Annotated in this window: 26 protein-coding genes; 19 read left to right on the top strand and 7 right to left on the bottom strand. The window is 69.5% G+C overall.

From position 1 onward, the window contains the following. From HYU53_17165 to HYU53_17110, 12 genes are all read left to right on the top strand, one after another. Positions 1-476, top strand: a 476-nt coding sequence (locus tag HYU53_17165) for a signal recognition particle protein (GenBank protein MBI2222920.1), incomplete at its 5' end; no start/stop codon positions are given. A 46-nt stretch (positions 477-522) separates the two neighbouring features. Next, positions 523-795 (top strand): 30S ribosomal protein S16, encoded by a 273-nt coding sequence (gene rpsP / locus HYU53_17160; GenBank protein ID MBI2222919.1) that lies wholly within the window; start codon positions 523-525, stop codon positions 793-795. Beyond that, the gene (locus HYU53_17155; protein MBI2222918.1) at positions 792-1,031 is read left to right on the top strand and encodes a KH domain-containing protein; all 240 of its coding nucleotides are present in this window, start codon (positions 792-794) and stop codon (positions 1,029-1,031) included. Before rpsP ends, HYU53_17155 begins: the two co-directional genes overlap by 4 nt. A 10-nt stretch (positions 1,032-1,041) precedes the next feature. After that, on the top strand, positions 1,042-1,566 hold the full coding sequence (gene rimM / locus HYU53_17150; protein MBI2222917.1) for a ribosome maturation factor RimM: 525 nt from the start codon (positions 1,042-1,044) through the stop codon (positions 1,564-1,566). 4 nt (positions 1,567-1,570) lie between these two features. Further along, a complete protein-coding gene (trmD, locus tag HYU53_17145; protein ID MBI2222916.1) occupies positions 1,571-2,311 on the top strand; it encodes a tRNA (guanosine(37)-N1)-methyltransferase TrmD in 741 nt (246 codons plus the stop codon). After that, the gene (gene rplS, locus HYU53_17140) at positions 2,308-2,655 is read left to right on the top strand and encodes a 50S ribosomal protein L19 (protein ID MBI2222915.1); all 348 of its coding nucleotides are present in this window, start codon (positions 2,308-2,310) and stop codon (positions 2,653-2,655) included. Before trmD ends, rplS begins: the two co-directional genes overlap by 4 nt. Before the next feature lie 15 nt (positions 2,656-2,670). Continuing rightward, positions 2,671-3,294: a ribonuclease HII gene (locus HYU53_17135; GenBank protein ID MBI2222914.1), complete on the top strand. Its 624-nt coding sequence runs from the start codon at positions 2,671-2,673 to the stop codon at positions 3,292-3,294. Between the two features lie 33 nt (positions 3,295-3,327). Further along, positions 3,328-5,271: a tetratricopeptide repeat protein gene (locus tag HYU53_17130; protein MBI2222913.1), complete on the top strand. Its 1,944-nt coding sequence runs from the start codon at positions 3,328-3,330 to the stop codon at positions 5,269-5,271. A 47-nt stretch (positions 5,272-5,318) separates the two neighbouring features. Next, on the top strand, positions 5,319-5,540 hold the full coding sequence (locus HYU53_17125) for a hypothetical protein (protein MBI2222912.1): 222 nt from the start codon (positions 5,319-5,321) through the stop codon (positions 5,538-5,540). A gap of 5 nt (positions 5,541-5,545) precedes the next feature. Beyond that, a complete protein-coding gene (locus HYU53_17120) occupies positions 5,546-6,220 on the top strand; it encodes a thiamine phosphate synthase (protein ID MBI2222911.1) in 675 nt (224 codons plus the stop codon). 13 nt (positions 6,221-6,233) lie between these two features. Further along, positions 6,234-7,199, top strand: a complete 966-nt coding sequence (locus HYU53_17115; GenBank protein MBI2222910.1) for a DUF4115 domain-containing protein — start codon at positions 6,234-6,236, stop codon at positions 7,197-7,199. A 16-nt stretch (positions 7,200-7,215) separates the two neighbouring features. Next, a complete protein-coding gene (locus HYU53_17110) occupies positions 7,216-8,001 on the top strand; it encodes a hypothetical protein (protein ID MBI2222909.1) in 786 nt (261 codons plus the stop codon). Positions 8,002-8,023: 22 nt separating this feature from the next. Here HYU53_17110 and HYU53_17105 read toward each other — a convergent pair whose 3' ends face one another. Genes HYU53_17105 through HYU53_17095 form a run of 3 tightly spaced genes read right to left on the bottom strand, consistent with a single transcriptional unit; the run spans position 8,024 to position 10,970 of the window. Then, positions 8,024-8,215 carry a hypothetical protein gene (locus HYU53_17105; protein MBI2222908.1) on the bottom strand — a complete coding sequence of 64 codons (192 nt, stop codon included), beginning with the start codon at positions 8,213-8,215 and terminating at the stop codon, positions 8,024-8,026. After that, positions 8,212-9,936 carry a DNA polymerase/3'-5' exonuclease PolX gene (gene polX, locus HYU53_17100; GenBank protein MBI2222907.1) on the bottom strand — a complete coding sequence of 575 codons (1,725 nt, stop codon included), beginning with the start codon at positions 9,934-9,936 and terminating at the stop codon, positions 8,212-8,214. The genes HYU53_17105 and polX overlap by 4 nt, the downstream gene beginning before the upstream one ends. Before the next feature lie 17 nt (positions 9,937-9,953). Next, on the bottom strand, positions 9,954-10,970 hold the full coding sequence (locus HYU53_17095) for a GHMP kinase (protein ID MBI2222906.1): 1,017 nt from the start codon (positions 10,968-10,970) through the stop codon (positions 9,954-9,956). A gap of 26 nt (positions 10,971-10,996) precedes the next feature. Here HYU53_17095 and nagZ point away from each other — a divergent pair, with 26 nt between their 5' ends. Genes nagZ through murA form a run of 7 tightly spaced genes read left to right on the top strand, consistent with a single transcriptional unit; the run spans position 10,997 to position 18,238 of the window. Next, complete coding sequence (gene nagZ, locus HYU53_17090; protein MBI2222905.1) at positions 10,997-12,097, top strand: beta-N-acetylhexosaminidase; 1,101 nt, start codon at positions 10,997-10,999, stop codon at positions 12,095-12,097. After that, on the top strand, positions 12,094-13,020 hold the full coding sequence (locus HYU53_17085; GenBank protein ID MBI2222904.1) for an LD-carboxypeptidase: 927 nt from the start codon (positions 12,094-12,096) through the stop codon (positions 13,018-13,020). Before nagZ ends, HYU53_17085 begins: the two co-directional genes overlap by 4 nt. Further along, positions 13,017-14,414 carry a UDP-N-acetylmuramate:L-alanyl-gamma-D-glutamyl-meso-diaminopimelate ligase gene (mpl, locus tag HYU53_17080; protein ID MBI2222903.1) on the top strand — a complete coding sequence of 466 codons (1,398 nt, stop codon included), beginning with the start codon at positions 13,017-13,019 and terminating at the stop codon, positions 14,412-14,414. The genes HYU53_17085 and mpl overlap by 4 nt, the downstream gene beginning before the upstream one ends. Then, complete coding sequence (gene pxpB, locus HYU53_17075; protein ID MBI2222902.1) at positions 14,411-15,070, top strand: 5-oxoprolinase subunit PxpB; 660 nt, start codon at positions 14,411-14,413, stop codon at positions 15,068-15,070. Before mpl ends, pxpB begins: the two co-directional genes overlap by 4 nt. Beyond that, positions 15,067-16,020, top strand: a complete 954-nt coding sequence (locus HYU53_17070) for a biotin-dependent carboxyltransferase family protein (GenBank protein ID MBI2222901.1) — start codon at positions 15,067-15,069, stop codon at positions 16,018-16,020. The genes pxpB and HYU53_17070 overlap by 4 nt, the downstream gene beginning before the upstream one ends. Beyond that, positions 16,017-16,955: a UDP-N-acetylmuramate dehydrogenase gene (gene murB, locus HYU53_17065; GenBank protein MBI2222900.1), complete on the top strand. Its 939-nt coding sequence runs from the start codon at positions 16,017-16,019 to the stop codon at positions 16,953-16,955. The genes HYU53_17070 and murB overlap by 4 nt, the downstream gene beginning before the upstream one ends. Positions 16,956-16,957: 2 nt before the next feature. Then, positions 16,958-18,238, top strand: coding sequence for a UDP-N-acetylglucosamine 1-carboxyvinyltransferase (gene murA / locus HYU53_17060; protein ID MBI2222899.1), 1,281 nt, complete (start codon positions 16,958-16,960; stop codon positions 18,236-18,238). Positions 18,239-18,322: 84 nt separating this feature from the next. Here the strand turns inward: murA and HYU53_17055 are convergent, their stop codons facing one another. The 4 genes from HYU53_17055 to HYU53_17040 all read right to left on the bottom strand — a co-directional run bounded on the left by HYU53_17055 (position 18,323) and on the right by HYU53_17040 (position 24,398). Next, complete coding sequence (locus tag HYU53_17055; GenBank protein MBI2222898.1) at positions 18,323-20,137, bottom strand: hypothetical protein; 1,815 nt, start codon at positions 20,135-20,137, stop codon at positions 18,323-18,325. After that, complete coding sequence (locus HYU53_17050) at positions 20,112-20,747, bottom strand: outer membrane lipoprotein carrier protein LolA (GenBank protein MBI2222897.1); 636 nt, start codon at positions 20,745-20,747, stop codon at positions 20,112-20,114. The genes HYU53_17055 and HYU53_17050 overlap by 26 nt, the downstream gene beginning before the upstream one ends. A 58-nt stretch (positions 20,748-20,805) precedes the next feature. Further along, positions 20,806-22,668: a DUF2723 domain-containing protein gene (locus HYU53_17045; protein ID MBI2222896.1), complete on the bottom strand. Its 1,863-nt coding sequence runs from the start codon at positions 22,666-22,668 to the stop codon at positions 20,806-20,808. A 71-nt stretch (positions 22,669-22,739) separates the two neighbouring features. Beyond that, complete coding sequence (locus tag HYU53_17040) at positions 22,740-24,398, bottom strand: PHP domain-containing protein (protein MBI2222895.1); 1,659 nt, start codon at positions 24,396-24,398, stop codon at positions 22,740-22,742. Positions 24,399-24,410: the final 12 nt, after the last annotated feature.

Raw genomic sequence — 24,410 nt, 5'->3', positions numbered from 1 at the left:
GCATGGGCGACGTGCTCACGCTCATCGAGAAGGCGGAGCAGGCCGTCACGCAGGAAGACGCGGAGAAGCTGGAACGGAAGCTCCGCGCGAACGAGTTCACCCTCGAGGATTTTCGCGAGCAGCTGCGGACCATTCGCAAGATGGGGCCCCTCGAGCACATCATCGGGCTCATCCCCGGGATGGGCAGCGTGAAGGAGCTGTCGAAGCAGCGCGAGGAGATCGACGACCGGCAGGTCCTGCGCATCGAGGCCATCATCGGGTCGATGACGGCGCAGGAGCGCCGGCGGCACGACATCATCAACGGCAGCCGCCGCAAGCGGATCGCGCGCGGCAGCGGGACGAGCGTCGAGGAGGTCAACCGCCTCCTGAAGCAGTTCGTGCAGATGAAGAAGATGCTCAAGATGATGGGCGGCCTGACGGGTCTGGGCAAGAAGGGGCGGCCGAACATGAAGGCGCTCCGATCGATGATGAAGTAACAGGTGTAGCCGCCGGCCTTCAGGCCGGCGGAAGAAGAGGACGAGAATGTTGGTCATTCGCATGCGTCGGGCCGGATCCAAGAAGCGGCCCTTCTTCCGCGTGGTCGTCACCGAGAAGACGAGCCCGCGCGACGGCAGCTTCGTGGAGGTGCTCGGCGACTACAACCCGCGCACGAGGCCCGAGCGGCTGAACATCAACCGCGAGCGGCTCGAGTACTGGCTGAAGCAGGGCGCGAAGGCGTCCGACAGCCTGCGCACGCTGGTGGCGCGGATCCCCGCGCAGCCGGCCGCGGCGGCGACGGAACAGGCGGCGTCATGAGCCGCGCGCGCGACGTCGTCGAGGTCGTCGCGCGGGCGCTTGCCGATCACCCGGGCGACGTGAAGGTGACCGAGACGGATCACCGCGGTCAGCTCCTCGTGGAGCTGTTCATGGCGCCGGGGGATCTCGGGCGCGTCATCGGGCGGCAGGGACGCACGGCGGCGGCCATTCGCGCGCTCGCCGCGGCCGCGGCGGAACTGGAGGACCGGCGCGTGAATGTCGAGTTCAGAGACTGACTTTCGGTCGTTGGTCCTTGTCGGGCGCGTCGCGCGCGCCCACGGGAACAAGGGCCAGGTGATCGTCAATCCGGACACCGATTTTCCGGAGGAACGGTTCCAGCCGGGACGGACCGTCTTCGTGTCCGGCGCGGCCGGCGCGCCGAAACCGCTCGCCATCAGGAGCGTGCGGTTTCACCAGGGACGGCCCGTGCTCGGGTTCGAAGGGGTGGCGACGATGGACGACGCCGAGGCGCTGGCGGGCGCCGAGTTGCGCGTGCCCGAGTCCGAGCTGGTGGCGCTCCCTGAAGGGGCGTTCTATCGCCACCACCTGGTCGGGTGCGAGGTGAAGACCGCCGAAGGCAGGGTGGTGGGCACGGTGAAGGCGGTGGAAGGGCCCACCGAGCGCAGCACCCTGGTGGTGGACACGCGCCGCGGCGAGGTGCTCATTCCGCTGGCGAGCGAAATCTGCGTGTCGGTCGAGCCGGAGCGGCGCACGATCGTCATCGCGCCGCCCGAGGGGCTGATCGAACTGAACGAGAGCCGCCGCCCTTAAGGGCATGACATTCGAGATCGTCACGATTTTCCCGGCGATGGTGGAGGCATCCCTGCGCGAGGGGGTCCTCGGCCGGGCGATCGAGCGCGGGCTCTTCGACGTGCGCATCCACGACCTGCGGGCGTTCACGGACGACAAGCACCACGTCGTGGACGATGTCGCCTACGGGGGAGGGCCGGGCATGGTGATGAAGCCCGAGCCGTTCTTCCGCGCCGTCGACACGATTGCCGCCAGCCGCGGCCGGCCGTCAGCCGTCATCCTGACGACGCCCGACGGCCGGCCGTTCGACCACGCGGCGGCCGAGAGGCTGGCCGCGCTGCCGCACGTGGTGATCCTGTGCGGCCGGTACGAAGGGGTGGACGACCGGGTCCGGCAGCAGCTGGCCACCGAGGAAGTCTCGATCGGCGATTACGTGCTGACCGGCGGGGAGCTGCCGGCGCTGGTGATCGTGGATGCCGTCGCGCGGCTGCTGCCCGGCGTCGTCGGCGACGAAGAATCGGTCGCGCGCGATTCGTTAGCGCGCGGCCTGCTGGATTATCCGCAGTTCACGCGCCCCGCGAACTTCCGGGGCGCGGAGGTGCCGCCCGTGCTGCTCTCCGGCCACCACGCCGAGATCGAGCGGTGGCGGCGGCGCGAGGCGCTGCGGCGGACGCTCGAAACGCGCCCGGAACTGCTCGAGCGGGCGGCGCTCACCGGCGACGATCGCCGACTGCTGGACGAACTTAAAGAGGAGCACGAACAATGAACCTGATGGACAGCCTCGAGAAGCAGCAGCTTGTCGAGCGCCCGGCAATGCGTCCCGGCGACACCGTGCGCGTGCACGTGAAAGTGCGCGAGGGGGACAAGGAGCGGATCCAGATCTTCGAGGGGATGATCATCGGCCAGCATCGCGGCGGCCCGCGCGCGACCTTCACGGTCCGCAAGGTGTCGTTCGGCCAGGGCGTCGAGCGCATCTTCCCGCTGCACTCGCCTATCGTGGACAAGATCGAGGTCGTGCGGTCGGCGAAGGTCCGTCGCGCGAAGCTGTACTTCCTGCGCGAGCTGAAGGGCAAGGCCGCGCGGATGACGGAGAAGAAGAAGGTCAGCTGAGTCCCGTTTCCATCGATGGTCCGGCATCGTGCGTTCAGGACGCTCGAGAACACCTTGCGGCGGCAGGGGTTCGCGCGCGTTGCCGGCGTCGACGAGGCGGGCCGCGGCTGCCTGGCCGGGCCCGTCGTCGCCGCCGCGGTCATCCTCGATCCCGATCGCTACATCCCCCGCATCACCGACTCGAAGACGGTGACCGCCGCCGAACGCGCCGGGCTGTACGCGAAGATCGTGCGCGGTGCGGCAGGCTGGGGCGTCTGGTTCGTCGACCCTGCCGAGATCGACGAGGTCAATATCCACCAGGCATCGCTGCGCGCCATGCGGCGTGCCGTGATGAGCATCGTCCCGCTGCCCGACATGGTGCTGGTCGACGCGTTCCGCATCCCCCGCCTGTTCATGGCGCAGCGTCCCGTGGCGCACGGCGACGCGAGATGTACGGCGATCGCCGCGGCCTCGATCGTCGCGAAGGTCAGCCGCGACCGTTTCATGCTGGAGCTGCACGCGCAGGATCCGCGGTACGGATTCGACCGTCACAAAGGGTACGCGACCAGGGATCACCTCGAAGCGGTCGCGCGGCACGGGTACTCGGACGTCCACCGTCGCTCGTTCCGGCCCCCTACGATGTTTGATAGGATGGGATAAATCATTCCCGCGCAGAACATTCGGGGAGTCCGTGTGCCCTTCGACCGCGAAGAATCGCTGAAGAAAGCCGAGAAGCTTCTTCGTCAGGGGCGGCTCGATGCCGCCATCGCGGAGTACGTCCGCGTGGTCGAGGAGTTCCCGAAGGACTGGAACACCATCAACGCCCTCGGGGATCTGTTCGTCCGCGCGGGCCAGCTCGAGAACGCGGCGCGGCAGTACGCGCGAATCGCGGATCACTTCAGCCGCGAGGGCTTCTACTCGAAGGCGGCGGCGCTCTACAAGAAGATCCTCAAGATTCATCCGGATGACGAGGCGGTACAGCTCCAGCTCGCCGAGATCTCGGCGAGGCAGGGGCTGATCGCCGACGCGAAGGCGCAGTTTGCCGCCGTGGCGGAGCGCCGCCGGTTCCGGGGCGATCGCCAGGGGGCCGACGAGATCGTGGTCCGCCTCGGCTCGCTCGACCCGGCCGACATCGACGCACGCCTGCACGCCGCGCGCGTGCTTGCAGAGGGGGGCAGCACAGCGCTGGCGGCCGAGCGCTACCGCGCCATTTCAGCGGACCTGTTCGAGAAGGACCGTGAGGCCGACGCCCTGGCCGCGCTCCGCCAGGCGGTGCGACTCGATCCGGCTGACCGTGAAGGGCGGTCGCAGCTCGCGCGCGCCTGCCTGGACCGCGGCGACCTCGCCGGTGTGCGCGAAGTCCTGGATGCCGAGACGGCGGGGCAGGACTCCGGCCTCCTCATGACCCTCGCGGAGGTCGAGCTGCGCGAAGGGGACCTTGCCGCCGCGGCGCCGATTGTCGGCCGGATTCTCGAACTCGATTCGTCGAAGGTGAACGACGTGGTCGAGCTCGGCTGGACGCTCTGCCAGTCGAAGCCCGAGGCCGCGCTCGTCTGCATCGACACCGCGGCAGCCGTCGCGGTGGACCATGGCGACCACCAGACGGCCGCGTCGCTGCTCCAGGAGTACGTCGCGCGCGCGGCGCTGCAGATTCCTGCGTTGCTCAAGCTGGTCGAAGTCTGCGTGGCTGGCGGGCTCGAGGCGACGATGTACGAGACGCAGGAGCAGCTGTGCGACGCGTACCTCGCCGCGGGGCAGGGCGCGGAGGCCCGGCTCATGGCCGAGGACCTGGTCGCGCGCGAGCCGTGGGAGAGTGCCCACATCCAGCGCTTCCGCCAGGCGCTGACGATGTTGAAGGTCTCCGATCCGGACAGCGTCATCGCGGAACGGCTGAACGGCCAGGTGCCGTTCCAGGCCACCGACCACTTTCCCCTCGCCGATCTCGGTCCCGTGATGCCGATGCCGCGTGAGGAAGCGCCGGCGCCAGCGCCTCTCGCGGCAACGCCGCCGCCGGCGGAGACGTCGAACGTGCAGACGAAGGCCGCCGCCGAGAACGCGGAAAAAGACGTGGACCTCGAGGCGCTGCACCAGCTGCTTCGCGAACTCGACGCGGCGGAGGCGCCTTCCTCGGCCATTGAGGTCGATCTGACGGGCGCCCTGCTTTCACTCGACGCCTCGGAGCCATCCGCTCCCGCCCCCAAATCCCTGGACGAGGCGTTCGCGCGGGCACGCGACACGATGGCGAGGCAGCCTGGGGCGGAAGAAGCGGCCGAACAGCTGAAGCTCGGAAAGACCTGCATCGAGATGGGTATGTTCGACGAAGCGGTCAGGGCGCTCTCGCAAGCGGCGCGATCGCCGCGGCATCGCTTCGAAGCCTCGACGGCGCTTGGCAGGCTGCACCGGCAGCGCGGCGAGATCGCGCAGGCGCTCGAATGGATGGAGCGCGCGGCGGAGGCGCCGGCGCCGTCCGCCGAGGACGGGCGTTCGCTGCTCTACGACCTCGGCGTGACCCTCGAGGAGCACGGCGAGAACGCCCGGGCGCTCGCCGTATTCCTGGAGCTGCTCGCCGACGCCGGAAGTTTCCGTGACGCCAAAGCGCGCGTGGACCGGCTGTCGCGCGTGGAGAGCGGAAGCTGACCGGCAACCTGTTCACGCGGCTGATCATCGTCGCCTACCTGGTCGAAATGGGCGTCGTGCTCACCGTGGCGCCGTGGACCACGTTCTGGGAACGCAACTACTTCGTGGGCGCGTGGCCCCTGCTGCGCAACGTGCTGCTCAGCCCGTGGCTCCGCGGGGCCATTTCGGCGATCGGCGTCGTCAGCGCCGGCGCGGGTTTGATCGACCTGTTTGAGATCGTGATGAAGCCCCGCTCCCAGCGGCCGGAGTCGGCCGGCAGCGCGGGCTGACGCCGGTGCCACTCGAGCGCGCGCGCGGGCTCGTGTGCGTGATCACCGACCGCCACCGGCTGCGACCCGGCCGGCCGCTGGACGCGCAGCTCCGCGCGATAGCCGGCCAGGCGCGGGCGGCTGCCGCCGCCGGTGCGGATCTATTCCAAATCCGGGAACGCGACCTGCCGGATCGCGCCCTCCTGACCCTTGTCGAAGACGTCGTGTCGGCCGTGCAGGGATCGGCGACGCGCGTGCTGGTGAACGACCGCCTCGACGTCGCGCTGGCCGCCGGCACGCACGGCGTCCAGTTGAAGGCAGGGAGCATGCCTGCCGAAGCGGCGCGATCGCTTGCGCCCGTCGATTTCTTGATTGGATGCTCGACGCATGCGCCGGAGGAAATCGAGCGTGCCTCGCGCGGCGGCGCGGACTTTATCATCTTCGGAGCCGTGTATCCGACCTCGTCCAAGCCTCCGGGCCACCGGTGGGCCGGCGAGCAGGGGCTGGCGGACGCGTCGAGACACAGCCACGTTCCCGTCCTGGCGATCGGAGGCATCGACGCGACACGCGTTCGCGACATCGCCCCCTTCGCCGCGGGGGTGGCCGCCGTACGGTGGTTTGCCACGACCGATACCCTCCGGCTCGCCGAATCGGTGCGGCAGGTGCGATCGGCGTTTGACAGCGTGAAACCGCTCATCTAAATTGAACGCATCGATGGCAGATTTCGGCGCGCAGCTCCGCGAAGCGCGAGAGCGCAAGGGGATTTCCCTCCGGCAGATCGCAGCCTCCACCAAGATCTCGGTCGTTGCGCTCGAGGGGCTCGAGCGCAACGACGTCTCGAAGCTTCCCGGCGGAATTTTCAGCCGGGCCTTCGTCCGGTCGTACGCGATCGAAGTGGGCCTCGATCCCGACGAGACCGTCAAGCAGTTCCTGGAGCGCTTCGGAGGCGAGCTGCCGCCGGCCGTCCCCTTCCCTCCGTCGGCAGGCGCGCGCCCGGTCGTGCCGCCGCGATCCGCGCCCGCGCCGATCAGCCGCCCGGCCCCGGCCGTGCCAAGGCCCGTGCCGGCGCCGCCCGACGCCGGCGGGATCAACGACGAAGTCGACTTTGAGAGCAAGCAGCGAATGGCCGGCGTAGTGCTGAAGCTGGTGCTCGTGAGCCTGCCTATTGCGGCCGCGATCATCTATTTCGGCTCTCGAAGCCCGATGCCGGCGGGAGATGCGTCCGGCCGGCCCGCGTCGGCTGCCGCTGCCCCCTCTGAAACGGCGGCCACTGCCGTGGAGGAGGCCGCTGGCCGTCCTGAGGGGACGGCCGCGGCGCCGCCGCCATCGGAAGCCGCACAAGCCTCGCCGCCATCGGAAGCCGCGCCGCCGTCTTCGCCAGGCGTGCCGGCGCCCACGCCCGTCGGCGAGCAGGATCCCGAAGCCATTACGCTCGAAATTCTGCCGACGTCGGACTGCTGGGCGAAGCTGACCGTGGATGGAGAGGTCGTGCTGTCACGCCTGATCCCCGCAGGGGGACGTGAGTCTCACCGGTTCCGCCAAACCGCGCTGCTGCAAGTGGGGGACGCCGCGGCCTGCGCCATCGCGCTGAATGGCCGCATGGCAAAGCCGCTCGGCCGTGGCCAGCAGGTCCGCGAAATCAACCTGACGCGCGAGAACTATCGGAGCTACCTCCCGTAGCCCCCGCGGGCCGACCATGGATCCCGGCCTCAGGACCCCGCTCATCGATTTCTTCCGGCGCGGCGAAGTGGCGCGCGACGCGCGGCTGCTCGCCGCGCAGGGCGCGCTGGCCACGCGACCGCTCGAGCAGCTGGCCCTGCTCGTCCTCCTGCACGACGATGCCGACCGTGACGTCGCGGCGGCGGCGCGCGAAACGATCGCGGCCTTGCCGGCCGAACCGGTCAGCGCGTTTCTTGGACGCTCGGATGTGCCGGACGAGATCCGGCAGTTCTTTACCACGCGCGGCATCGCCGCCGGGCCTGCGGTCTCCGTGCCGTCAGAGGAGCCCCTCGTCCAGACACCAGACGACGATCTCCCCGAGTTGCCGGCGCCGGGCGAGGGAGAGGACGATCGGGTTTCCACCGCGCTGCTGTCGACCTTGCCCGTGCTGGACCGGCTGAAACTGGCGACCAAAGGCACGCGCGAGCAGCGCGCGGTGCTGATTCGCGACTCGAACAAGCTCGTGTCGATCGCCGTGCTCAGCAGCCCGAAGGTCAACGAAAGTGAAATCGAGGCGTTCGCGCGGATGGGGAACGTCTCCGAGGAGGTGCTCCGGATCATTGCCAGCAACCGGAGCTGGACAAAGAACTACGGCGTGATCGTCGCGCTCGTCAGGAACTCGAAGACACCCCCCGCGCTGTCGATGAATTTCATCCAGCGGCTCAATGAGCGGGACCTCAAGGCGCTCGGCACGGATCGCAACGTGCCTGAAAGTCTGCGCGTGGCCGCGCGGAAGTTCCTCGTCAAGAGCGCGAAGCGGTGAGCAGGGGCAGGCACAGGGCACCCTACCGCATCTTCTTTTGCGCCGCCCACTCCGAGCGCATCTGCGACAGGCCGTCCATGTACACGGCGGCCTTGTCGCGTTCTTCCTCGGTCTCCATCGTCTTCAGCAGCTCGATCGCCCGCGCGAGATCGCGCTTGATCGTCGCCTTCGTGGTGCTGTAGTAGATTTTCCGGATCTCGGCGAGTGTCGTCATGGTCGGGGGCGGCTGCGCCGCAGGGACGCGCGGAACGCGTCGAGCGGCATGGTATTGAGAACGTCGCTCCGGCGCAACCAGGCGCGCCTCGCGACGGTCACGCCCCAGCGCATCCATCCGAGCGCCGACGGCGCGTGCGCGTCGGTGCTGATGACCAGCCGGGCGCCCCGCTCGCGGGCGAGGCGCGCGTTCACGTCATTGAGATCCAGCCGATCGATCTGGCAGTTGATCTCGAGCGCCACGCCGAGCCGGGCTGCCTCGGTCACGACCTGCTCCAGCCGGAAGGGGTATCCCTCGCGGCGGAGCAGGAGACGCCCCGTGGGATGCCCGAGCGCGTCGACCCAGGGGCAGGAAAGCGCCCGCAGGAGCCGTTCGGTCATTTCCGATTCCCCCTGGCCGAACCCGGAGTGCGCCGAGGCGACCACGTAATCGAGCTGCGCGAGACAGTCGTCGGAGAGATCCAGGCGCCCGTCCGGCAGGATGTCGCACTCGATGCCGGCGAGCACCGTCAGGCCGTCCACGCGGCCGTTCAGTGCGCGCACCCGGGCGGCGTGCTCGAGCGCGGCACGCTCGTCCAGCCCATTGGCCATCGCCAGCGCCTTGCTGTGCTCGGTGATCGCGATGTATTCGCGACCGAGCTCCCGGGCGGCGCGCGCCATCGACCCGGCGTCGGCGCGCCCATCGGTGCGTGTCGTGTGCATGTGCAGGTCACCACGGATGTCCGCAAGCTCGATCAACTCGGGAAGCGCCCGCGCTTCGGCGGCCGCGATCTCACCGCGATTCTCGCGCAGCTCGGGGGGCACCCACGCCAGGCCCAGCGCCTCGTAGATCTCCTCTTCCGCGGCGCCCGCGACGCGCATGCCGGTGGCCAGATCGAACAGCCCGTACTCGTTCAGCTTGAGACCGCGCTGGATCGCGCGATCCCGCAGGGCGATGTTGTGTGCCTTCGATCCCGTGAAGTACTGCATCGCGGCGCCCGCGCTCTCCCGCGGAACGGCGCGCAGATCGGCCTGGAAGCCGCCGCGAAGCAGCACGCTGGACTTCGTCTCGCCGCGCCCGAGCACCCGCTCCACGAGCGCGTGCCTGGCGAAGACGTCCATCAGCGTGGCATCTGCGCCCGCGGCGAGGATGTCGAGGTCGCCGCAGGTCTCGCAGCCTCGCCGGAGGCTGCCGACCGGCAGAATCGTGGCGTCCGGCGCACCCGTCCGGAGCGCGGCGACGAGCACCGCCGCCACGTCGTGCGCTTCTGCGGTGAGCCGTCTCCCTTGCGCCTGCTTCCGCTCCGCGATCGACTTGAGCATGAGCGCTTCCTTCTTCGCACCCATGCCCTTGATCGCCCGCAGCCGCCCCGCGCGGGCGGCCGACTCCAGGTCGTCGAGCGTGCGGATATTCAGCTCGCGGTAGAGCAGCGCCACGGTCTTGGGCCCGACGCCCTGGAGCTTGAGGATGTCGAGGATGGATGGCGGAAACTCGGCGAGGAGGTCGCGGTGGTAGGCCAGGGCGCCGGTCTCGACGAGCTCGGCCAGCTTCCCGGCGAGGTCCCTGCCGATTCCGGGCAGCCGCCGGCGGTTGTCTTCAGACAGGTTGGCGACGCTTTCGGGGCAGTCGGCGACGGTGTCGGCCGCGCCGCGGTACGCCCGCACCTTGAAGGGGTTCTCTCCCTTGATTTCGAGGAGGTCGGCGATTTCGCGGAAGATGCGGGCGATCGAGAAGTTATCCATAAGTGGGACTGTCCCACTTATTCTCCGGCGGCGACCGGCTCGGTGCGCTCGACCTGCAGCCCCTGCGTCTCGACCCGGTACTCGAGCAGCCTCGCGCCGTGGCCGCCGAGCGCCTCGCGCACGGCCGATGTCCGCGACGGGTCGGCACACGCCACGAGACAGCCGCCACCACCGGCGCCGCAGATCTTTGTGCCGATCGCGCCCGCCACGCGCGCCGCCGCCATCATGCGATCGATCTCCGGCGTGCTCACCCCCGGGGCGAGGCGCTTGCGGTTCTCCCACTCCTCGGCGATCTGCCGGCCGACCTCACTCCACTGACCGCGCTCGAGCGCGGCGCGCATCGCCACTGCAATGTCACGAATCTGCTCGAACCGGTCGAAGATGTCGCGATCCCCCTCGATGTGCCGCTTGAAGACCTCCCAGTTATTAATCCCCGAATTGCGCGACGCCCCGGTGTAGGCGAGGACGACGTGCGCCTCGAGGTCGGCGGGATTGACGGCGAGCGGCACGCGCCGCACGCCGCGCTCGCCGAGCTCCACGGCCGAGATGCCCCCATAGTACGCAGGCCTGTAGTCCTGCGCGCCCGTCGGGACGTCGATCGCCTGCGCCTCGATGTTCATGGCGATCTGGAGGAGGTCTTCGGGAGCGATGTCGGCATCCGACCAGGCCGCGAGCGCGCCGCACACCGCCACGTTCAGCGCCGACGACCCGGCGATTCCGGCGCCGACCGGCGACTCGCACACGGTGTGCACGCGCAGTCCTTCGGCGCGGAAGAAATGGAGGAGCCGGCCGAGCAGCTTCAGCTCGTGGTTCCCACGCAGCTCCGACCAATGCTCCACTTCGACCGTGCGCCCGGTGTCGGCCGACTCGATCACGATGCGTCCGCCAGGCTCGGGCGTCAGGGTGCAGTGAGCCCGAAGGCTGATCGCGGCGTTCAGCGTCTGCGCGCTCTCGTGGAACAGGTACAGCGGCCAGATGTCCATCGTGCCGCCGGCGAGATCAATGCGGGTGGGAGCGGAGGAAACGATGCGCACACGCGCATTATAATGGCCACCTGACCATGTCATTGCGCGACCTTCGCCGACACGTGGGGCAGCTGGCCATCCTGGGCTTCGGCGGACACGAGATCCCCGCCGGCCTGAGGGCCATCGCGCGCGACTTCGACCTGGGCGGCGTCATCTTCTTCGCGCGCAACGTCGCGGAGCCCGCCCAGGTGCGGGAGATGTCGCGCGAGGCGCGCGCGTTGCAACGGGAACTGCCGCTCTGGATCAGCGTGGACCAGGAAGGGGGGCGCGTGGCGCGGTTGAAGGACCCGTTCACGGTGTGGCCCCCGATGATCACGCTGGGGCGCGCCCCCGGGGCGCACGGCGAACAGCTCGCGCGGCGGTTCGCGCGGGCGCTGGCCGCCGAGCTCAAGGCGGTCGGCATCAACCTGGATTACGCCCCGGTGCTCGACATCCACACGAACCCCACCAACCCGGTGATCGGCGACCGCGCGCTCGGCGAGCGCGCCGGGCAGGTTGCCTCGCTCGGGCGAGTCATTATCGAGACGCTGCAGGACGAGGGGCTCGCGGCGTGCGGCAAGCACTTCCCGGGCCACGGCGATACCAGCACCGACTCGCACCACGAGTTGCCCGTCGTCGAGCACCCGCCGGAGCGGCTGCGCGAGGTCGAGCTGGTGCCCTTCCGCGCGGCGATCGAGGCGCGCGTGGCGTCGATCATGACCGCGCACGTCCTGATTCCGGCCCTCGACGAGGAGCGCCCCGCGACGCTGTCGCGGGCCGTCGTCGACGGGATGCTGAAGAAGGAACTGGGCTACGACGGCCTTGTCATCAGCGACGACCTCGAGATGAAGGCGATCAGCGCGCGCTACTCGCCGGGCGAGGCGGCCGCGGCGGCCATTGCGGCCGGCTGCGACGCGTTCCTCGTCTGCGGGCCGGACCCGGAAAGGCACGTGCAGGCAATCGAGGGGATCATCCGCGCCGTCGAGACGGAGCGCCTCCCGCTGGCGCGTGTCGAGGACGCGCTTGCGCGCCAGCGACGGGTGAAAGAACGGTTCCTGGCCCGAACGGTCGCGCCGGGCGACGACGCGCGGCTCGGGGACGTGCTCGGCCGCGGCGAGCACCGGGCGATCGCCGAAGAGATGGCGCGGTTCGCGTGATCCTCAAGCCCCGCGCGTTGCGGCCGGGAGACCGGGTGGCGCTGGTCGCGCCCGCGAGCCCCTTCGACCGCGCCGAATTCGAGCGGGGCGTCGCGGAACTCCGCGCGCTCGGCTTCGATCCCGTGTACGACGATCGCGTGTTCCAGCGGCGCGCCTACCTTGCCGGCGAGCCCGCGCTGCGCGCCGCCGCCTTCCTCGACGCGTGGCAGGACGACCGCATCGCCGCCCTCATCGCCGTGCGCGGCGGCTACGGCAGCGTCCACCTGCTGCCGCTGCTGCCGCCGGAGGTCATTCGCGCCCATCCCAAACTGTTTGTCGGCTACAGCGACACCACGGCGCTGCTGACGTTTCTCACGCAGAGATGCGGCATCGTCGCGATTCACGGCCCGATGATCGAAGGGCGGTTCGCCAGCGGCGTCGAGGGGTACGACCGCGAGTCGTTCCTGGCCTGCGTCTCGCGTCCCGAGCCGATGGGCGAAGTGGCAGCCTCGCTGCACCCGGTTCGCGACGGGGAAGCGGCCGGGCCGCTGACGGGCGGGACGTTGACGCAGATCGTCGCGTCGCTCGGGACGCCGTATGCGTTCGATCCGCCGGAAGGCTGCGTGTTGTTTCTTGAAGATGTCGCCGAGCGTCCGTACCGCATCGACCGCATGGTGACGCAGTTGAAGCTCGCCGGAATCCTCGACCGCGCCCGCGCCGTGATCTGGGGGGAGATGGTGCGGTGCCACGAGCCGTCAGGCGCGCCGGCAGCGCTCGACGTCGTCTGCGAGCTGTTCGAGCGTTTCGCCGGCCCCGTCGTCTTCGGGCTGCCATCGGGACATTCGACCGGCCCGTGCCTGACGCTGCCATTCGGCGTGCGGGCGCGGGTGACCGCCGGCCCGCGCACGACGGTGGCGATCGAAGACGCGGCGGTCACCGCGTGAGCGGCTGCCGCGTGCACCTGATCGGCGTCTGCGGCACCGCGATGGGCACCCTCGCCGCGATGCTGCGGCAAAAGGGGTTCGACGTCCGCGGCTCCGATCAGAACGTGTACCCGCCGATGAGCGACTTCCTGGAGGCGCAGGGCATCACGCTGCTCCAGGGCTACGACCCGAAGCACATCGGCTCGGACCTCGACCTGGTGGTGATCGGCAACGCGATCTCGCGCGGGAACCCCGAGCTGGAGGAGGTGCTGGATCGCAAGATCCGGTACTGTTCGCTCCCGGAAGCGATTCGCGATCACTTTCTCTGGGGCGCGCGGTCGATCGTCGTCGCCGGCACGCACGGAAAGACCACGACGACCTCTCTTGCGGGCTGGGTCCTGACCCACGCCGGCGCCGATCCGAGCGTGCTCATCGGCGGCATCGCGGAGAACTTCGACTCGAGCTACCGCCTTGGCGGGGGGCGCGACTTCGTGATCGAAGGCGACGAGTACGACAGCGCGTTCTTCGACAAGACGGCGAAGTTCCTGAAGTACCTGCCGGACATCGCCGTCGTGAACAACATCGAGTACGACCACGCCGATATCTATCCCGACCTCGAGTCGATCCGGCTCGCGTTCCGGCGCTTCGTCACGCTCGTGCCACGAAAGGGGCTGCTGTTGCTCGGCGCGGACGATCGCGAGGCCCTGGCGCTGCGAGTCACCGCAAAATGCCGCGTCGAAACGTTCGGCTTCGCGGGCGGCGCGGACTGGCAGGCGCACGACGTGAAGGCGCACCCGGGCGGCATGCGGTTCGCCGTGCGGCGCGGCGGCTCGCCATTCGGGCTCTTCGAGGTGCCGCTGCTCGGCGAGCACAACGTGCGAAACGCCCTGGCGGCCGTGGCGGTCGGTCACGCGACCGGGCTGGGCGCCACCGCGTTGATCGAAGGGCTCAAAGCGTTCAAAGGCGTGCGCCGCCGGCTGCAGCTGCGCGGGATCGCACGTGACGTGGCCGTGTACGACGACTTCGCGCACCATCCGACCGCGATCGCGGAGACCCTGGCCGGTGTGCGCTCGGCCTTCCCGGACCGGCGCATCTGGGCGATTTTCGAGCCGCGTTCAGCCACCTCGTGCCGCCGAATCTTCCAGAAAGACTTCGCCACCGCCTTTGACGCCGCCGGCGAGACGGTGATCGCGGCCGTCTTCCGATCGACCCTGCCGGAGGCCGAGCGGCTGTCAGGGGACGAGCTCGTCCTGGAAATGCAGCGGGCCGGCCGCAAGGCACGCCACATTCACAGCGTGGATCAGATTGTCTCCACGGTGTCGGCCGAAGCGCGGCCTGGAGATCTCGTCATCATCATGTCGAATGGCGGGTTCGACAACATTCACCAGCGGCTCCTCGCCTCGCTCGGCCCATGATGGACGCTCGCGGCACACCCGTCCTGCCCGTCGGCGACTCCGCGCTGCTGCTGCGAATCGGAAACGAGATCGATCCCGACCTCAACGAGCGCGCGCTCCACATCGCGCGGGAACTGGCCGCCGCCAGCCTGCGTGGCCTGCGCGACATCGTTGTCGGCTACGCGTCGGTCACGGTGTACTTCGATCCGCTCGCCGTCGAGCCCGCCGGCGTGGCGGAGGCGCTTCGCAGCCACGCCGCCCGGCCGCTGCCGCGTCGCGCCACTCCGCAGCGACAGGTGAAGATTCCGGCGGCCTACGGCGGCGCCGCCGGGCCGGATCTTGCCGACGTGGCCGCGTTCGCCCGGTGCTCGGAAGATGACGTGATCGCTCTCCACCTGTCGCGCGAGTACCGCGTGTTCATGGTCGGCTTCCTGCCGGGATTTCCCTACATGGGGATCGTTGATGAACGCATTGCGATGCCGCGGCGCGATACGCCACGGCTCGCGGTGCCGGCCGGCTCGATCGGCGTCGCAGGGCAGCAGACCGGCATCTATCCCGTGCAGAGTCCGGGCGGCTGGCGGCTGATCGGGCGGACCGACGAGGCGATGTTCGACCTGGACCGCTCCTCACCCTCGCTCCTCCGGGCCGGCGATCTCGTCAGGTTCGTGCGCGCATGAGCCTCACCGTCGTGCGCGCCGGCCTGCTGACCACGATCCAGGACGGTGGACGATGGGGGATGCAGGAGCAGGGGGTGCCGGTTTCGGGCGCCATGGATCCGTTCGCGATGCGTCTGGCAAACCTGCTCGTGGGAAATCGCGCGGAGGAAGCCGCGCTGGAGGTGACACTCCTCGGGCCGGAGCTGCGGTTCGATGGCGACGCGGATCTCGTGGTGGGCGGTGCGGATCTGTCGGCCGTCATTGAAGCGGGAGGCGGCGCGATCGGCATCCGTCGCTGGATTCCCGTGCGCGTGCCCGCGGGGGCGTCGCTGCGCTTCGGCGAGCGCCGTTCGGGCGCGCGCGCCTACGTCGCCATTCGCGGCGGCCTCGACGTGCCGGCCGTCCTGGGCAGTCGCGCGGCGTCCGTGCAGGCGCGGTTGCCCGGGCTCGCCGGACGCGCGCTCCGCGCCGGGGACGTGCTGCCCATCGCGAATCGCGCCATCAGGGAGCCACGGCGTTCGCCCCGTCACGGGCTCGAGGACGTCGCGATCGATTCGATTCCCGCTGCCGCTCGATTTATCTGGGGTCCCGACGCGAACCTGTTTCCGGCGGACGAAGTGGCCCGATTTCTCCGCGCGACCTACCGGGTCTCCACTGCATCGAACCGCATGGGGTATCGGCTCGATGGACCCGTTCTGCACGCCGAGGGAAGCGGCCGGCTTCTGTCCGAGGCCACACCGATCGGCAGCCTCCAGGTGCCTCCGTCCGGCGAGCCCATTCTGCTGATGGCAGACCGGCAGACGAGCGGCGGCTACGCGCGGATCGGCACGGTGATCTCCGCCGACATCCGGATCGCGGGGCAGCTCGCGCCCGGCGACGCGATCCGCTTCATGCCCTGCGAGCTGGACGAGGCGATCCGCGCGCTGCGCGAGCAGGAGAGCGCTCTCGCGGACCTCGGAGCCTCGAGATGAGCGACGCCGTCGCGGAATCGATCGCGTCGATCGTGGGGGCGGATCGCGTGGCCCGCCAGGCCCCGCTCGCGCCCATGACGACCTTCAAAGTGGGCGGGCCGGCGGACTGGCTCGTCGAAACACGCAGCCCCGGCGAATTGCGCGACGTTCTCGCGCTCGCGCGTCGCGAGGGGCTGCCGGTGACGGTCATCGGCGGCGGCTCGAACCTCCTGGTCGCCGACCGCGGGATCCGCGGGATTGTCATCCGGCCGCGTGGAGGCGAGGTCCACTGCGTCGCCGACAACCGGATCCGCGCCGACGCGGCGCTCACGATCAACGGCCTGGTGCGGTGGACGATCTCGCATTCGCTCGCCGGGCTCGAGTTGTGGGCCGGTACGCCGGGCACCGTCGGCGGCGCTGTTTATGGGAACGCGCACTTCAGAGGGCGGTTGATGGGGGATCTCGTGCTGCGCACGGCGGTGATCTCCATCGACGGCCGGCTGGCGGAGCTCGACAGGGCGGAGATGGAGTTCGCGTACGACAGGAGCCGGCTGCAGCGCACGCGCGAGATCCTGATCTGGGCGGAGTTCGCCGTGTCGCCCGGCGGCCCCGCCGCGCTGCGCGAGACCGCGCGGCAGTCGCTGGCATACCGGAAACGCACGCAGCCGCTGGATCTTCCGAGCGCGGGCTGCATCTTCCAGAATCCCGATCCTGCCGTCGACCGCGTGCCGGACGGCATCCCGCACTCGGCGGGCGCGCTCATCGACCGCGCCGGCCTCAAAGGGCGCCGCGTGGGTGGCGCGCAGGTATCGGACACCCACGGCAATTTCATCGTCAACGACCATCACGCGACGGCCGCTGAGATCAGGCGGCTTGTGGAAGAATGCAAGGACGGCGTGCGCCGCGCGTTCGGCGTGGAGCTCAGGGAAGAGATCGTGTCTCTCGGCGAGTTTTGACCATGAACTCATCACACCAGCCCGTCGCGTCGCTCCGAATCGTGGGTGGCCGGGAGCTGTCCGGCCGTATCACGGTTGAAGGCAACAAGAACGCCGCGCTGCCGCTGATGGCGGCGTGTCTGCTCACCGGCGAGGAATGCGTGCTCGAGAACGTCCCGCGCATCCGGGATGTCGAGGTGCTCGCGCGACTCCTCGAAGGGCTCGGCGCACAGGTGGCCGGGCTCGGCACGCCAACGCTTCGCATCCGCTGCGAGCGGGTCGCGACCGCCAGCCCCGCGCCCGACCTCGTGGGCAAGCTGCGAGGCTCAGTGTTGCTCCTGGGCCCGCTGCTCGCGCGCCGCGGGTTCGCGCATCTTTCACAACCGGGCGGCGACTTTCCCGCGCGGCGTACGCTGACGACCCATCTGCAGGCCCTCGTCGCGCTCGGCGCGACGCAGCGGGACGAGCCCGGCACCGTCCTCGAGGTCCCGAACGGCCTCGCCGGCGCTTCGATGTACCTGGACGAGGCCTCGGTGACCGGTACGGAAACCGCGCTGCTGGCGGCGGCCGCTGCCAAGGGACGGACCGTCATCCGCCACGCCGCCTCCGAGCCGCACGTCGTCGAGCTCTGCGAGTTCCTGGCGCGGATGGGGGCGCACGTGTCGGGCGCCGGCACGTCCACCATTGTGGTCGAGGGGGGCCGCCTCCGCGGCGCGACGCACCGCCTGCGCGGCGACTACATCGAGGCCGGAAGCTGGAGCGTCGTGGCGGCGATTACCGGCGGCGCGGTGGAAGTGCACGGCGTCAGCGCGGAGGACATGGAGCCGATCGTCGCCGTGCTGCGCGCAATGGGCCTGCCTTGCCGGCTCGAGGAGAACTGGTTCGCGACCGAGCGGGCGCCGCGGCTGGTGGCAGTCAAGCGGATCACCACCGGGCTGTGGCCTGGCTTCCCGAGCGACATGGTGAGCCTCGTGACCGTGCTCGCAACGCAGGCGGAGGGGCGGACCCTCGTGCACGACTGGATGTACGAGCTGCGTTTGTTCGCGCTGGAGCAGCTCAGCGCGATGCGCGCCGACTTGTTCCTGTGCGATCCGCATCGGATGATCGTGACCGGGCCCACCAGGCTGCGCGGGCGCGCGCTCGACAGCCGCGACATCCGTTCGGGCATGGCGCTCATCGCCGCCGCGCTCGCCGCTGACGGGGAGAGCACGCTCGCGCCGCTCGAGACGGTGGAGCGGGGTTACGCGCGGCTGGTGGAGCGCCTGAAGGCGCTGGGCGCGCAGGTCGAGGAGATACGCGCGTAGGAGGCTGACATAAGTGTGACAGTCACACTTTCCGAAGCGCCGGCCCAGGAAAGTGTGACTGTCACACTTATGCCCCTCCGAGAGCTACCGCGGGATCGGCTTCTTCGGCTCCGGCGGTTTGATCGGCTGCGGCTTGGTCGGATCCGGCACCGGCGCGGGCTGCTGCGCTGCGGGCTCCTCGCCGGGAGGCACGATCGACGCGGGCAGGTCGATCACCGGCAGTCCGAGGTCGCGTCCGACCTTGAAGGGCCGGAGGTCGCTCTCGTTCAGGTCCAGCACCCGGACGATGTGCGGTGTCAGCGTGAGGATGATGTCTGTTTCCTGTGTCTCGCGCCGGTTGTGCGCGAACAGGCGCCCGATCACCGGGATGTCGCTCAGGCCCGGGATGCCGGACAGCACCGTGCGCTCGTCATCGCGGATCAGGCCGGCAAGCATGTTGGTCTCGCCGTCGCGAAGACGGATGGTCGTCGAGATCGAGCGGTTGCCGAACGTCGGCAGCCCCGCGAACCCCGTGCCCGAGATGCTGCTCACGTCCACCTTCACGGTGAGCGAGACCTCGTCGTCGTGGTGCGTGCGAGGCATGATGTCCAGGCCGACGCCAACGTTCTCGTACACGAAGGACGTGATGGGCTGCTGGTTCACGCCGCCCGTCGCGATCGGCGCGAAGGTGGTGACGGGCACCGGCACGCGCTCGCCGAAGCGCGCCTGCGCGGCGATCCCTTCCGACGTGCGGAGCCTGGGGCTGGCCAGCGTCCGTGTGCTCGCGTCGGTCTTCAGCAGGCGATAGTACAGCGCCGGCACGTTGGACACGAGGACGTCGGCCTGCGTGAGGTTGCGCAGGTCACGCAGCGACAGCCCTTCGCGGTTCACATCTGCGGTTCCCGCAACCCCGGCGGAGCCTGGCGACGCGACCTGCAGGCCATACTCCTTCAGGCGCGTGCGATCGACCTCGAGAAGCTCCACGTCGATGACCACTTCCGGCCGCGCCTTGTCGATGGCCCCGAGGACCCGGGCGGCCGCCGCGATGCGCTCCGGCGTGTCCTTGATCGTCAGGGCATTGGTGGCGTTGATCGGCGCGATCTTCCGCGCGTCGACGACGATCCGGAGCAGGTCGATGACTTCCTTCAGCTCGGCATTGCTGACGTAGAAGGTGCGGACGATCTCCTCCTCGTACTCACGCCGCTTGGCCGGCGTGTCGGGAATCACCGTCACGGTCCGCGGGGCGGTCACGCGATAGAAATTGCGCGTGCTCGCGGCAACCGAGGCGAGCGCGTCTTCGAGCGTGCTGTTCCGCAGGTCGATCGAGAGCGACGCGTCGCGAAACGCCGGGTCGAACACGAGGTTGAGGCCGGCGAACTTCGCGATGGCGGTGAAGATCACCCGCGCCGACGCTTCGCTGAACACGAGCGAGGCAGGAAGTTTCGTATCGCCGGGAAGGTCGAGCCCGGGCGGCGGCAGGTCGCGCGTGCGCTCGATGAGCGTTTCAAGCTCGGTTTTGCCTTCGCGATCAACGGCCACGCGCGCCCGGGCCTGCGTGCGGGCGGACCTCAGCTCGCGCTCGATCTCGCCGTCGGTCGGATTCAGCTCGGATGCGATCTGGAACTCGAGCAGCGCCTGCTCGGTGCGACCCGCGGCCGCCAGTCGGCGTCCACGCGTGTAGTGTTGCTGCGCGGCGAGCAACCGCGTGCGCTCGAGGCCGGCGCGCGCCTCCTTGTCGTCGGGCCGGGCGCGCACGACCTTCGTGTATTCGACGACCGCGCGGTCGTAATCCTGGAGCCGCTCGGCCCGCCGGCCGGCCTTCAGCGCCGTCGGCGCGCAGGCCGGGCCCGCCGCCGCCACGAGCGCCAGCGACACGGCGAACGCGGCGATGCGGCTACCGGCGCTCTGGCGTGTTGTCACTTCTCACCACTTCCGTGCCGGGCGGGATCTTGAAGACGAACGTCTTATCGGCCAGACCGGTGTTTTCCTTGATCTCCGAGAACGTGAACGTCGAACGCCCCCCCTGCTTGTCGGCCGCAGACAGCACGCGAATCTGGTAACTGGCGGGATCGACCGCGAGAAACAGCACGTCGTAGTCGCGCTCGGTCTGTCTGGGCGACAGCTTCAGGACTGACGTGCCGGGGGGAGCACCCGCAAGTTCCCCATGGGCAACAGCGAAGTCGCGCACCAGGTTGCCCTTGCCGGTCAGAAACAACGCTGCGGTGGTCGCCTGATCGCTGGCCGGCACAGGACTGATATAGACCTGCCGATCCGCCGGAATGTACGAGTAAATCTGCGACCCATCGGCCACAAACAGTTTCTTTTCCGGATGCGTGTATTCCCACCGCATGCGTCCCGGCTTCTTGATCTGCAGGGTGCCACGCTCGGTGACCATCTTGCGCAGGACGCCCCCCTCGTAGGCGTGCACGAACCGCGCTGAGAAATCCCGAATCGTGTCGTAGCGCTGTTGCACGGACCTTGCGAGTTCGGCCGGCGGGGCCGGCAGAGAGGTCTGCGCCGGCAGCGACACGCTGACCGCGGCTGTGGCGAGAATTGCCGTAAGAACCAATAAACGCATGAAGATAAGGCTATCTTAGCACCGGAATGCGATAGCGGGGCTGGACCGCGAAGGAGCCGCCTTCGTAGGCGAGCGACGCCAGTCCTCCGCCAGCATCGAAGATTCCCAGCGTGGCGCCCCGCTCGAGCGTCAGCGCGTGACGCCCGTTGACCACGACGTGGCCGAAACCGGCCCTGCGCATCGTGTCGAACCGGACCCAGGCCTCGATCCTCACGACCAGCCGGCCGAAGGGAAGCCGTGCGCTCACGCGGAACGGCCGGTCAGCCGCCGCGCGCAGCAGCGGGGGAGAACCGGCCACTCCGGCGAGTACCACGTACCGGGCGCGGGGCAGCTGGTCCGCGCCGAGCGCGCGCGCCACTCGGTCCACACGCCCTCGATCGAAGACGAATCCCGTCAGCGGCGTGATGAGTGACAGCAGGTACGGCGTGCCTGCCGCGGGCGGCGGCACGCTCGCGAGCGTCGACGCGGGCGCTCGGGGGTCCGGTTCAATGGCGAAGTGCGATCCGTACACCGCTCTCACCTTCGCCGCCGCCGGTGCCGTCAGCACGATGTCGCGCCCCAGGGCGTGATTGCGCGAGACGAATTCCGGGAAATGCCAGAGCACCGCGGCGCTCAGCGTCCTGGGCAGCTCGGGACGGTCGATCGCCAGCTCGTAGCCAATCGCGTTCTGGTTCTGCCAGTTCAGATCCGCCACGTAAACCGACCGTTGCGGATCCAGTCCGGACAGGGCGGCGTCGACGAACGTCTCCGCACGCCGGTCGCCACTGCGATCGACCGCCGGCCACGTATCGACGATTCGCCATAGCGGAACGAGCAGTAGAAGAACGATCGCAATGCTGCGGACGCCGGCGCGCAGCCGCCAGGCCATTTCAGCGAGTACCGCCGCACCGCAGGCGGCAAACATCGCGGCGACCTGATGCGAGGGGAGCAGGAACACGTGGGTGTCACCCACGTTGTAGAGGAACGCGAAGATGAACGTGGCGCTCCACGCGAGGAGCAGCGCGGCGCACCAGACCCGCGAGGCGCGCCACAACGCGACGACTCCTGCCGCGGCAACGGCGAGGCCGGCGAGGCCGAACTGCTGCCGCAGGTCCCACCAGTACATGTCCAGGCGCTGTCCCCACTGATTCAACGGCGCCGCGCCGACCAGCGTCCCGCGCCAGTCCGTCTTCGTCACGTCGAACCAGAAGGTGGGGACGAGCTCCCAGGCGCTCGCGCGCGGCGCCGTCATCGCCCAGAGACCGTGGAAGTTCCACGCGTACTGCAGCGCGCCCGCGGAGGCAATGAGTGCGGCGAGCGCGATCCCCCGGATCGAGAACGGATTCGGCGCCGCACGACGCCGCCCGTGCCAGAGGAGCCACGCAAGGGCGGGTGCGAAGAGGATCATGCTGAGGTGGTTGCCGAAGCTCAGCGCGTAAATCCCGTAGAGCCACGCAAGAGATGCGGCCGTCGGGCTTCGCCACCACCGGAGGGCCGCGATGAAGGTCAGCGCAATGAACAGCGCCTCGAGTGTGTACACCTCGGCGATGACCGCCTGCGACCAGAACGTGTACGACGCGGCCAGCATCAGCGCGCCCCACAGCGCCGCCGTCCTGCTGCGCGTCAACGCCCACGCCAGCCACGCGAACGCGCCGGCCGACAGGGCGCCGAACACGGCCGACATGACATTCATCGCGTGGGCCGGGCTGCCGCCGAGCGCGGCGACGAACAGCTTGCCAAGCGCGAAGTAGAGCGGGTACGCGTGCCGCGGAACGACAAGCGGGAGCGTGACGACCGTCTGGAACGACGCCGTGTCGCCGAGGTCCAGGCCGGGCAGGAGCGTCCCGCCGTACATCAGTGCGGCCGCCGCGGCGACGAAGACCGCGACAACCACAGGTGTACTTCTTGCCGCATCCTGCCTGGTATGTCGCTGGAGGTCAGCCATGCGCAAATCCAGGTGAAAGGTCAGGGCCTGATCCGGGCGCGCTTCGATCGAAGCCGCCGCAGCACCTCGCCGAGCGGGCGCGTGTTCAGGACGTGCGACGCCGTGGCCCGGCCGCGCCGCGCGGTGCCCACCCCGAGCTGCATCTGCCGATCGAGCAGCCGCGCGTGGTGGCAGTCGCTGTCCACCGAAAGGACGACACCGGCGTCGATCGCGCGACGGACGAGCGATCCATCCAGATCGAGATGGCTGGGCGCGCCATCCACCTCGAGCAGCGTGCCCGTGCGCACGGCGATGTCGAACAGCGCATCGAAGTCGAGATCGTACCCATCGTACCGGCCCACCAGGCGGTTGGCCGGATGCGTCAGCGCCGATACGAGCGGATGTTCGGCGGCCGATCGATAGCGCCTGAGCAGCCGGTCAGGACCGTGGCCGGCGCGATCGTGCAGTGACGCCAACACGACGTCAAGGCGCGCGAGCACGGCGTCCGGGAAATCGAGCCGGCCGTCAGGCAGGATGTCCACCTCGGCCCCTTTGAGGATTCGCATCGCGGGATAACGCTCCTGCAGGCGATCGATCTCGTCCCCCTGCCGGGCCAGGTCGTCCGCCGTCACCGTGCGCGACGCCCCGGCGCTCTGGGAGTGGTCGGTGATCGCGATGTACTCGTAGCCGAGCGGTGCGCAGGCTGCCACCATCGCCTCGAGGGTGTCGCGCCCGTCGCTGAACGTGGTGTGCATGTGGAGATCGCCGCGGATGTCCCGACGCTCGAGCAGGGCAGGCAGCGTACCCTGCGCCGCGTCCTCCAGTTCGTCCGTCCCCTGGCGCAGTTCGGCGGGCACGTAGGCGAGACCCAGCTGCGCGTACACGGCATCTTCAGTCGGCGCCTCGGAAACCCCGCGCGCCGAAACGAGCCCGCTGCCGGTCAGGCGGACATCGACGGCGTCAGCCCGCTGCTGCAATCTGGCGACGTGCTCGCGCGAGCCGGTGTGGAAGAGGAGCGCGGCACCGTACTGCTCGGGCGCCGCGGTCTTGACGCTCACTTCGTGCGACCCGGACAGCACCGTCAGGCCGGCGGGCCCGTGAAACCGCACCGAGGCGAACTGCGGTACCGCATCGAGCGCCTGGAACAGGTTCTCGGCTTCGCGGGTGGCCGCAACGATTCGCAGATCCCGGACGGTGGGCTCGATTCGCCGAAGGCTTCCCGCCACGCTCGCGCTCGACACCGCCGGAAGCGTTTGCAGGATGCCGAGCAGCGGCTCGACCGCCTCGAACGCCCTCCCGAGCGTCAGGCGCACATCGTCTCCGGTCGCATCGAGCGCCCGGCGCGCCCGCGCCGCCACCTCCTCGGGTACGCCGTGGTGCGCAACGACGTGCCCTTCGAGCGCGAGCGCAAGGTCGCCGGTGGTGAGGATGCCCAGTTGCCGGTGGAGGACGACCAGATCCGCGGGAGCGAGAAGCCCCGTCTGCAGCAAGCGCTGAAAGTCGCGCGGCAGCTCCCGCTCGGCGGCGCAGAGCAGCCCCTCCCCGCGCCCTTGCTCGATCTCTTCGGCCCGTAACCGGGACCGCGCGTCGAGCCTGTCGGCGGCAGCGGGATCTCTCGCGACGCGGCGCAGTGCTGCCGCGTCGGAGGTGTCGCCGTGCAGTTCCAGGAGATCGGCGAGCCGCAGGAAGAAGCCGGTCACCCTTGACGGACG

It is taken from the genome of Acidobacteriota bacterium (assembly GCA_016184105.1).
GTDB lineage: Bacteria > Acidobacteriota > Vicinamibacteria > Vicinamibacterales > 2-12-FULL-66-21 > JACPDI01.
Note: the sequence above shows the minus strand (reverse complement) of the source record. Positions and strands in the feature narration are given on the sequence as shown.

What these genes read in the sequence shown, in the direction of transcription:
- rpsP (MBI2222919.1), top strand. Translation starts at nt 523, where the DNA reads ATGTTGGTCATTCGCATGCGTCGGGCCGGATCCAAGAAGCGGCCCTTC.
- HYU53_17155 (MBI2222918.1), top strand. Translation starts at nt 792, where the DNA reads ATGAGCCGCGCGCGCGACGTCGTCGAGGTCGTCGCGCGGGCGCTTGCC.
- trmD (MBI2222916.1), top strand. Translation starts at nt 1,571, where the DNA reads ATGACATTCGAGATCGTCACGATTTTCCCGGCGATGGTGGAGGCATCC.
- rplS (MBI2222915.1), top strand. Translation starts at nt 2,308, where the DNA reads ATGAACCTGATGGACAGCCTCGAGAAGCAGCAGCTTGTCGAGCGCCCG.
- HYU53_17135 (MBI2222914.1), top strand. Translation starts at nt 2,671, where the DNA reads ATGGTCCGGCATCGTGCGTTCAGGACGCTCGAGAACACCTTGCGGCGG.
- HYU53_17125 (MBI2222912.1), top strand. Translation starts at nt 5,319, where the DNA reads ATGGGCGTCGTGCTCACCGTGGCGCCGTGGACCACGTTCTGGGAACGC.
- HYU53_17115 (MBI2222910.1), top strand. Translation starts at nt 6,234, where the DNA reads ATGGCAGATTTCGGCGCGCAGCTCCGCGAAGCGCGAGAGCGCAAGGGG.
- HYU53_17110 (MBI2222909.1), top strand. Translation starts at nt 7,216, where the DNA reads ATGGATCCCGGCCTCAGGACCCCGCTCATCGATTTCTTCCGGCGCGGC.
- HYU53_17105 (MBI2222908.1), bottom strand. Translation starts at nt 8,215, where the DNA reads ATGACGACACTCGCCGAGATCCGGAAAATCTACTACAGCACCACGAAG.
- polX (MBI2222907.1), bottom strand. Translation starts at nt 9,936, where the DNA reads ATGGATAACTTCTCGATCGCCCGCATCTTCCGCGAAATCGCCGACCTC.
- nagZ (MBI2222905.1), top strand. Translation starts at nt 10,997, where the DNA reads ATGTCATTGCGCGACCTTCGCCGACACGTGGGGCAGCTGGCCATCCTG.
- pxpB (MBI2222902.1), top strand. Translation starts at nt 14,411, where the DNA reads ATGATGGACGCTCGCGGCACACCCGTCCTGCCCGTCGGCGACTCCGCG.
- HYU53_17070 (MBI2222901.1), top strand. Translation starts at nt 15,067, where the DNA reads ATGAGCCTCACCGTCGTGCGCGCCGGCCTGCTGACCACGATCCAGGAC.
- murB (MBI2222900.1), top strand. Translation starts at nt 16,017, where the DNA reads ATGAGCGACGCCGTCGCGGAATCGATCGCGTCGATCGTGGGGGCGGAT.
- murA (MBI2222899.1), top strand. Translation starts at nt 16,958, where the DNA reads ATGAACTCATCACACCAGCCCGTCGCGTCGCTCCGAATCGTGGGTGGC.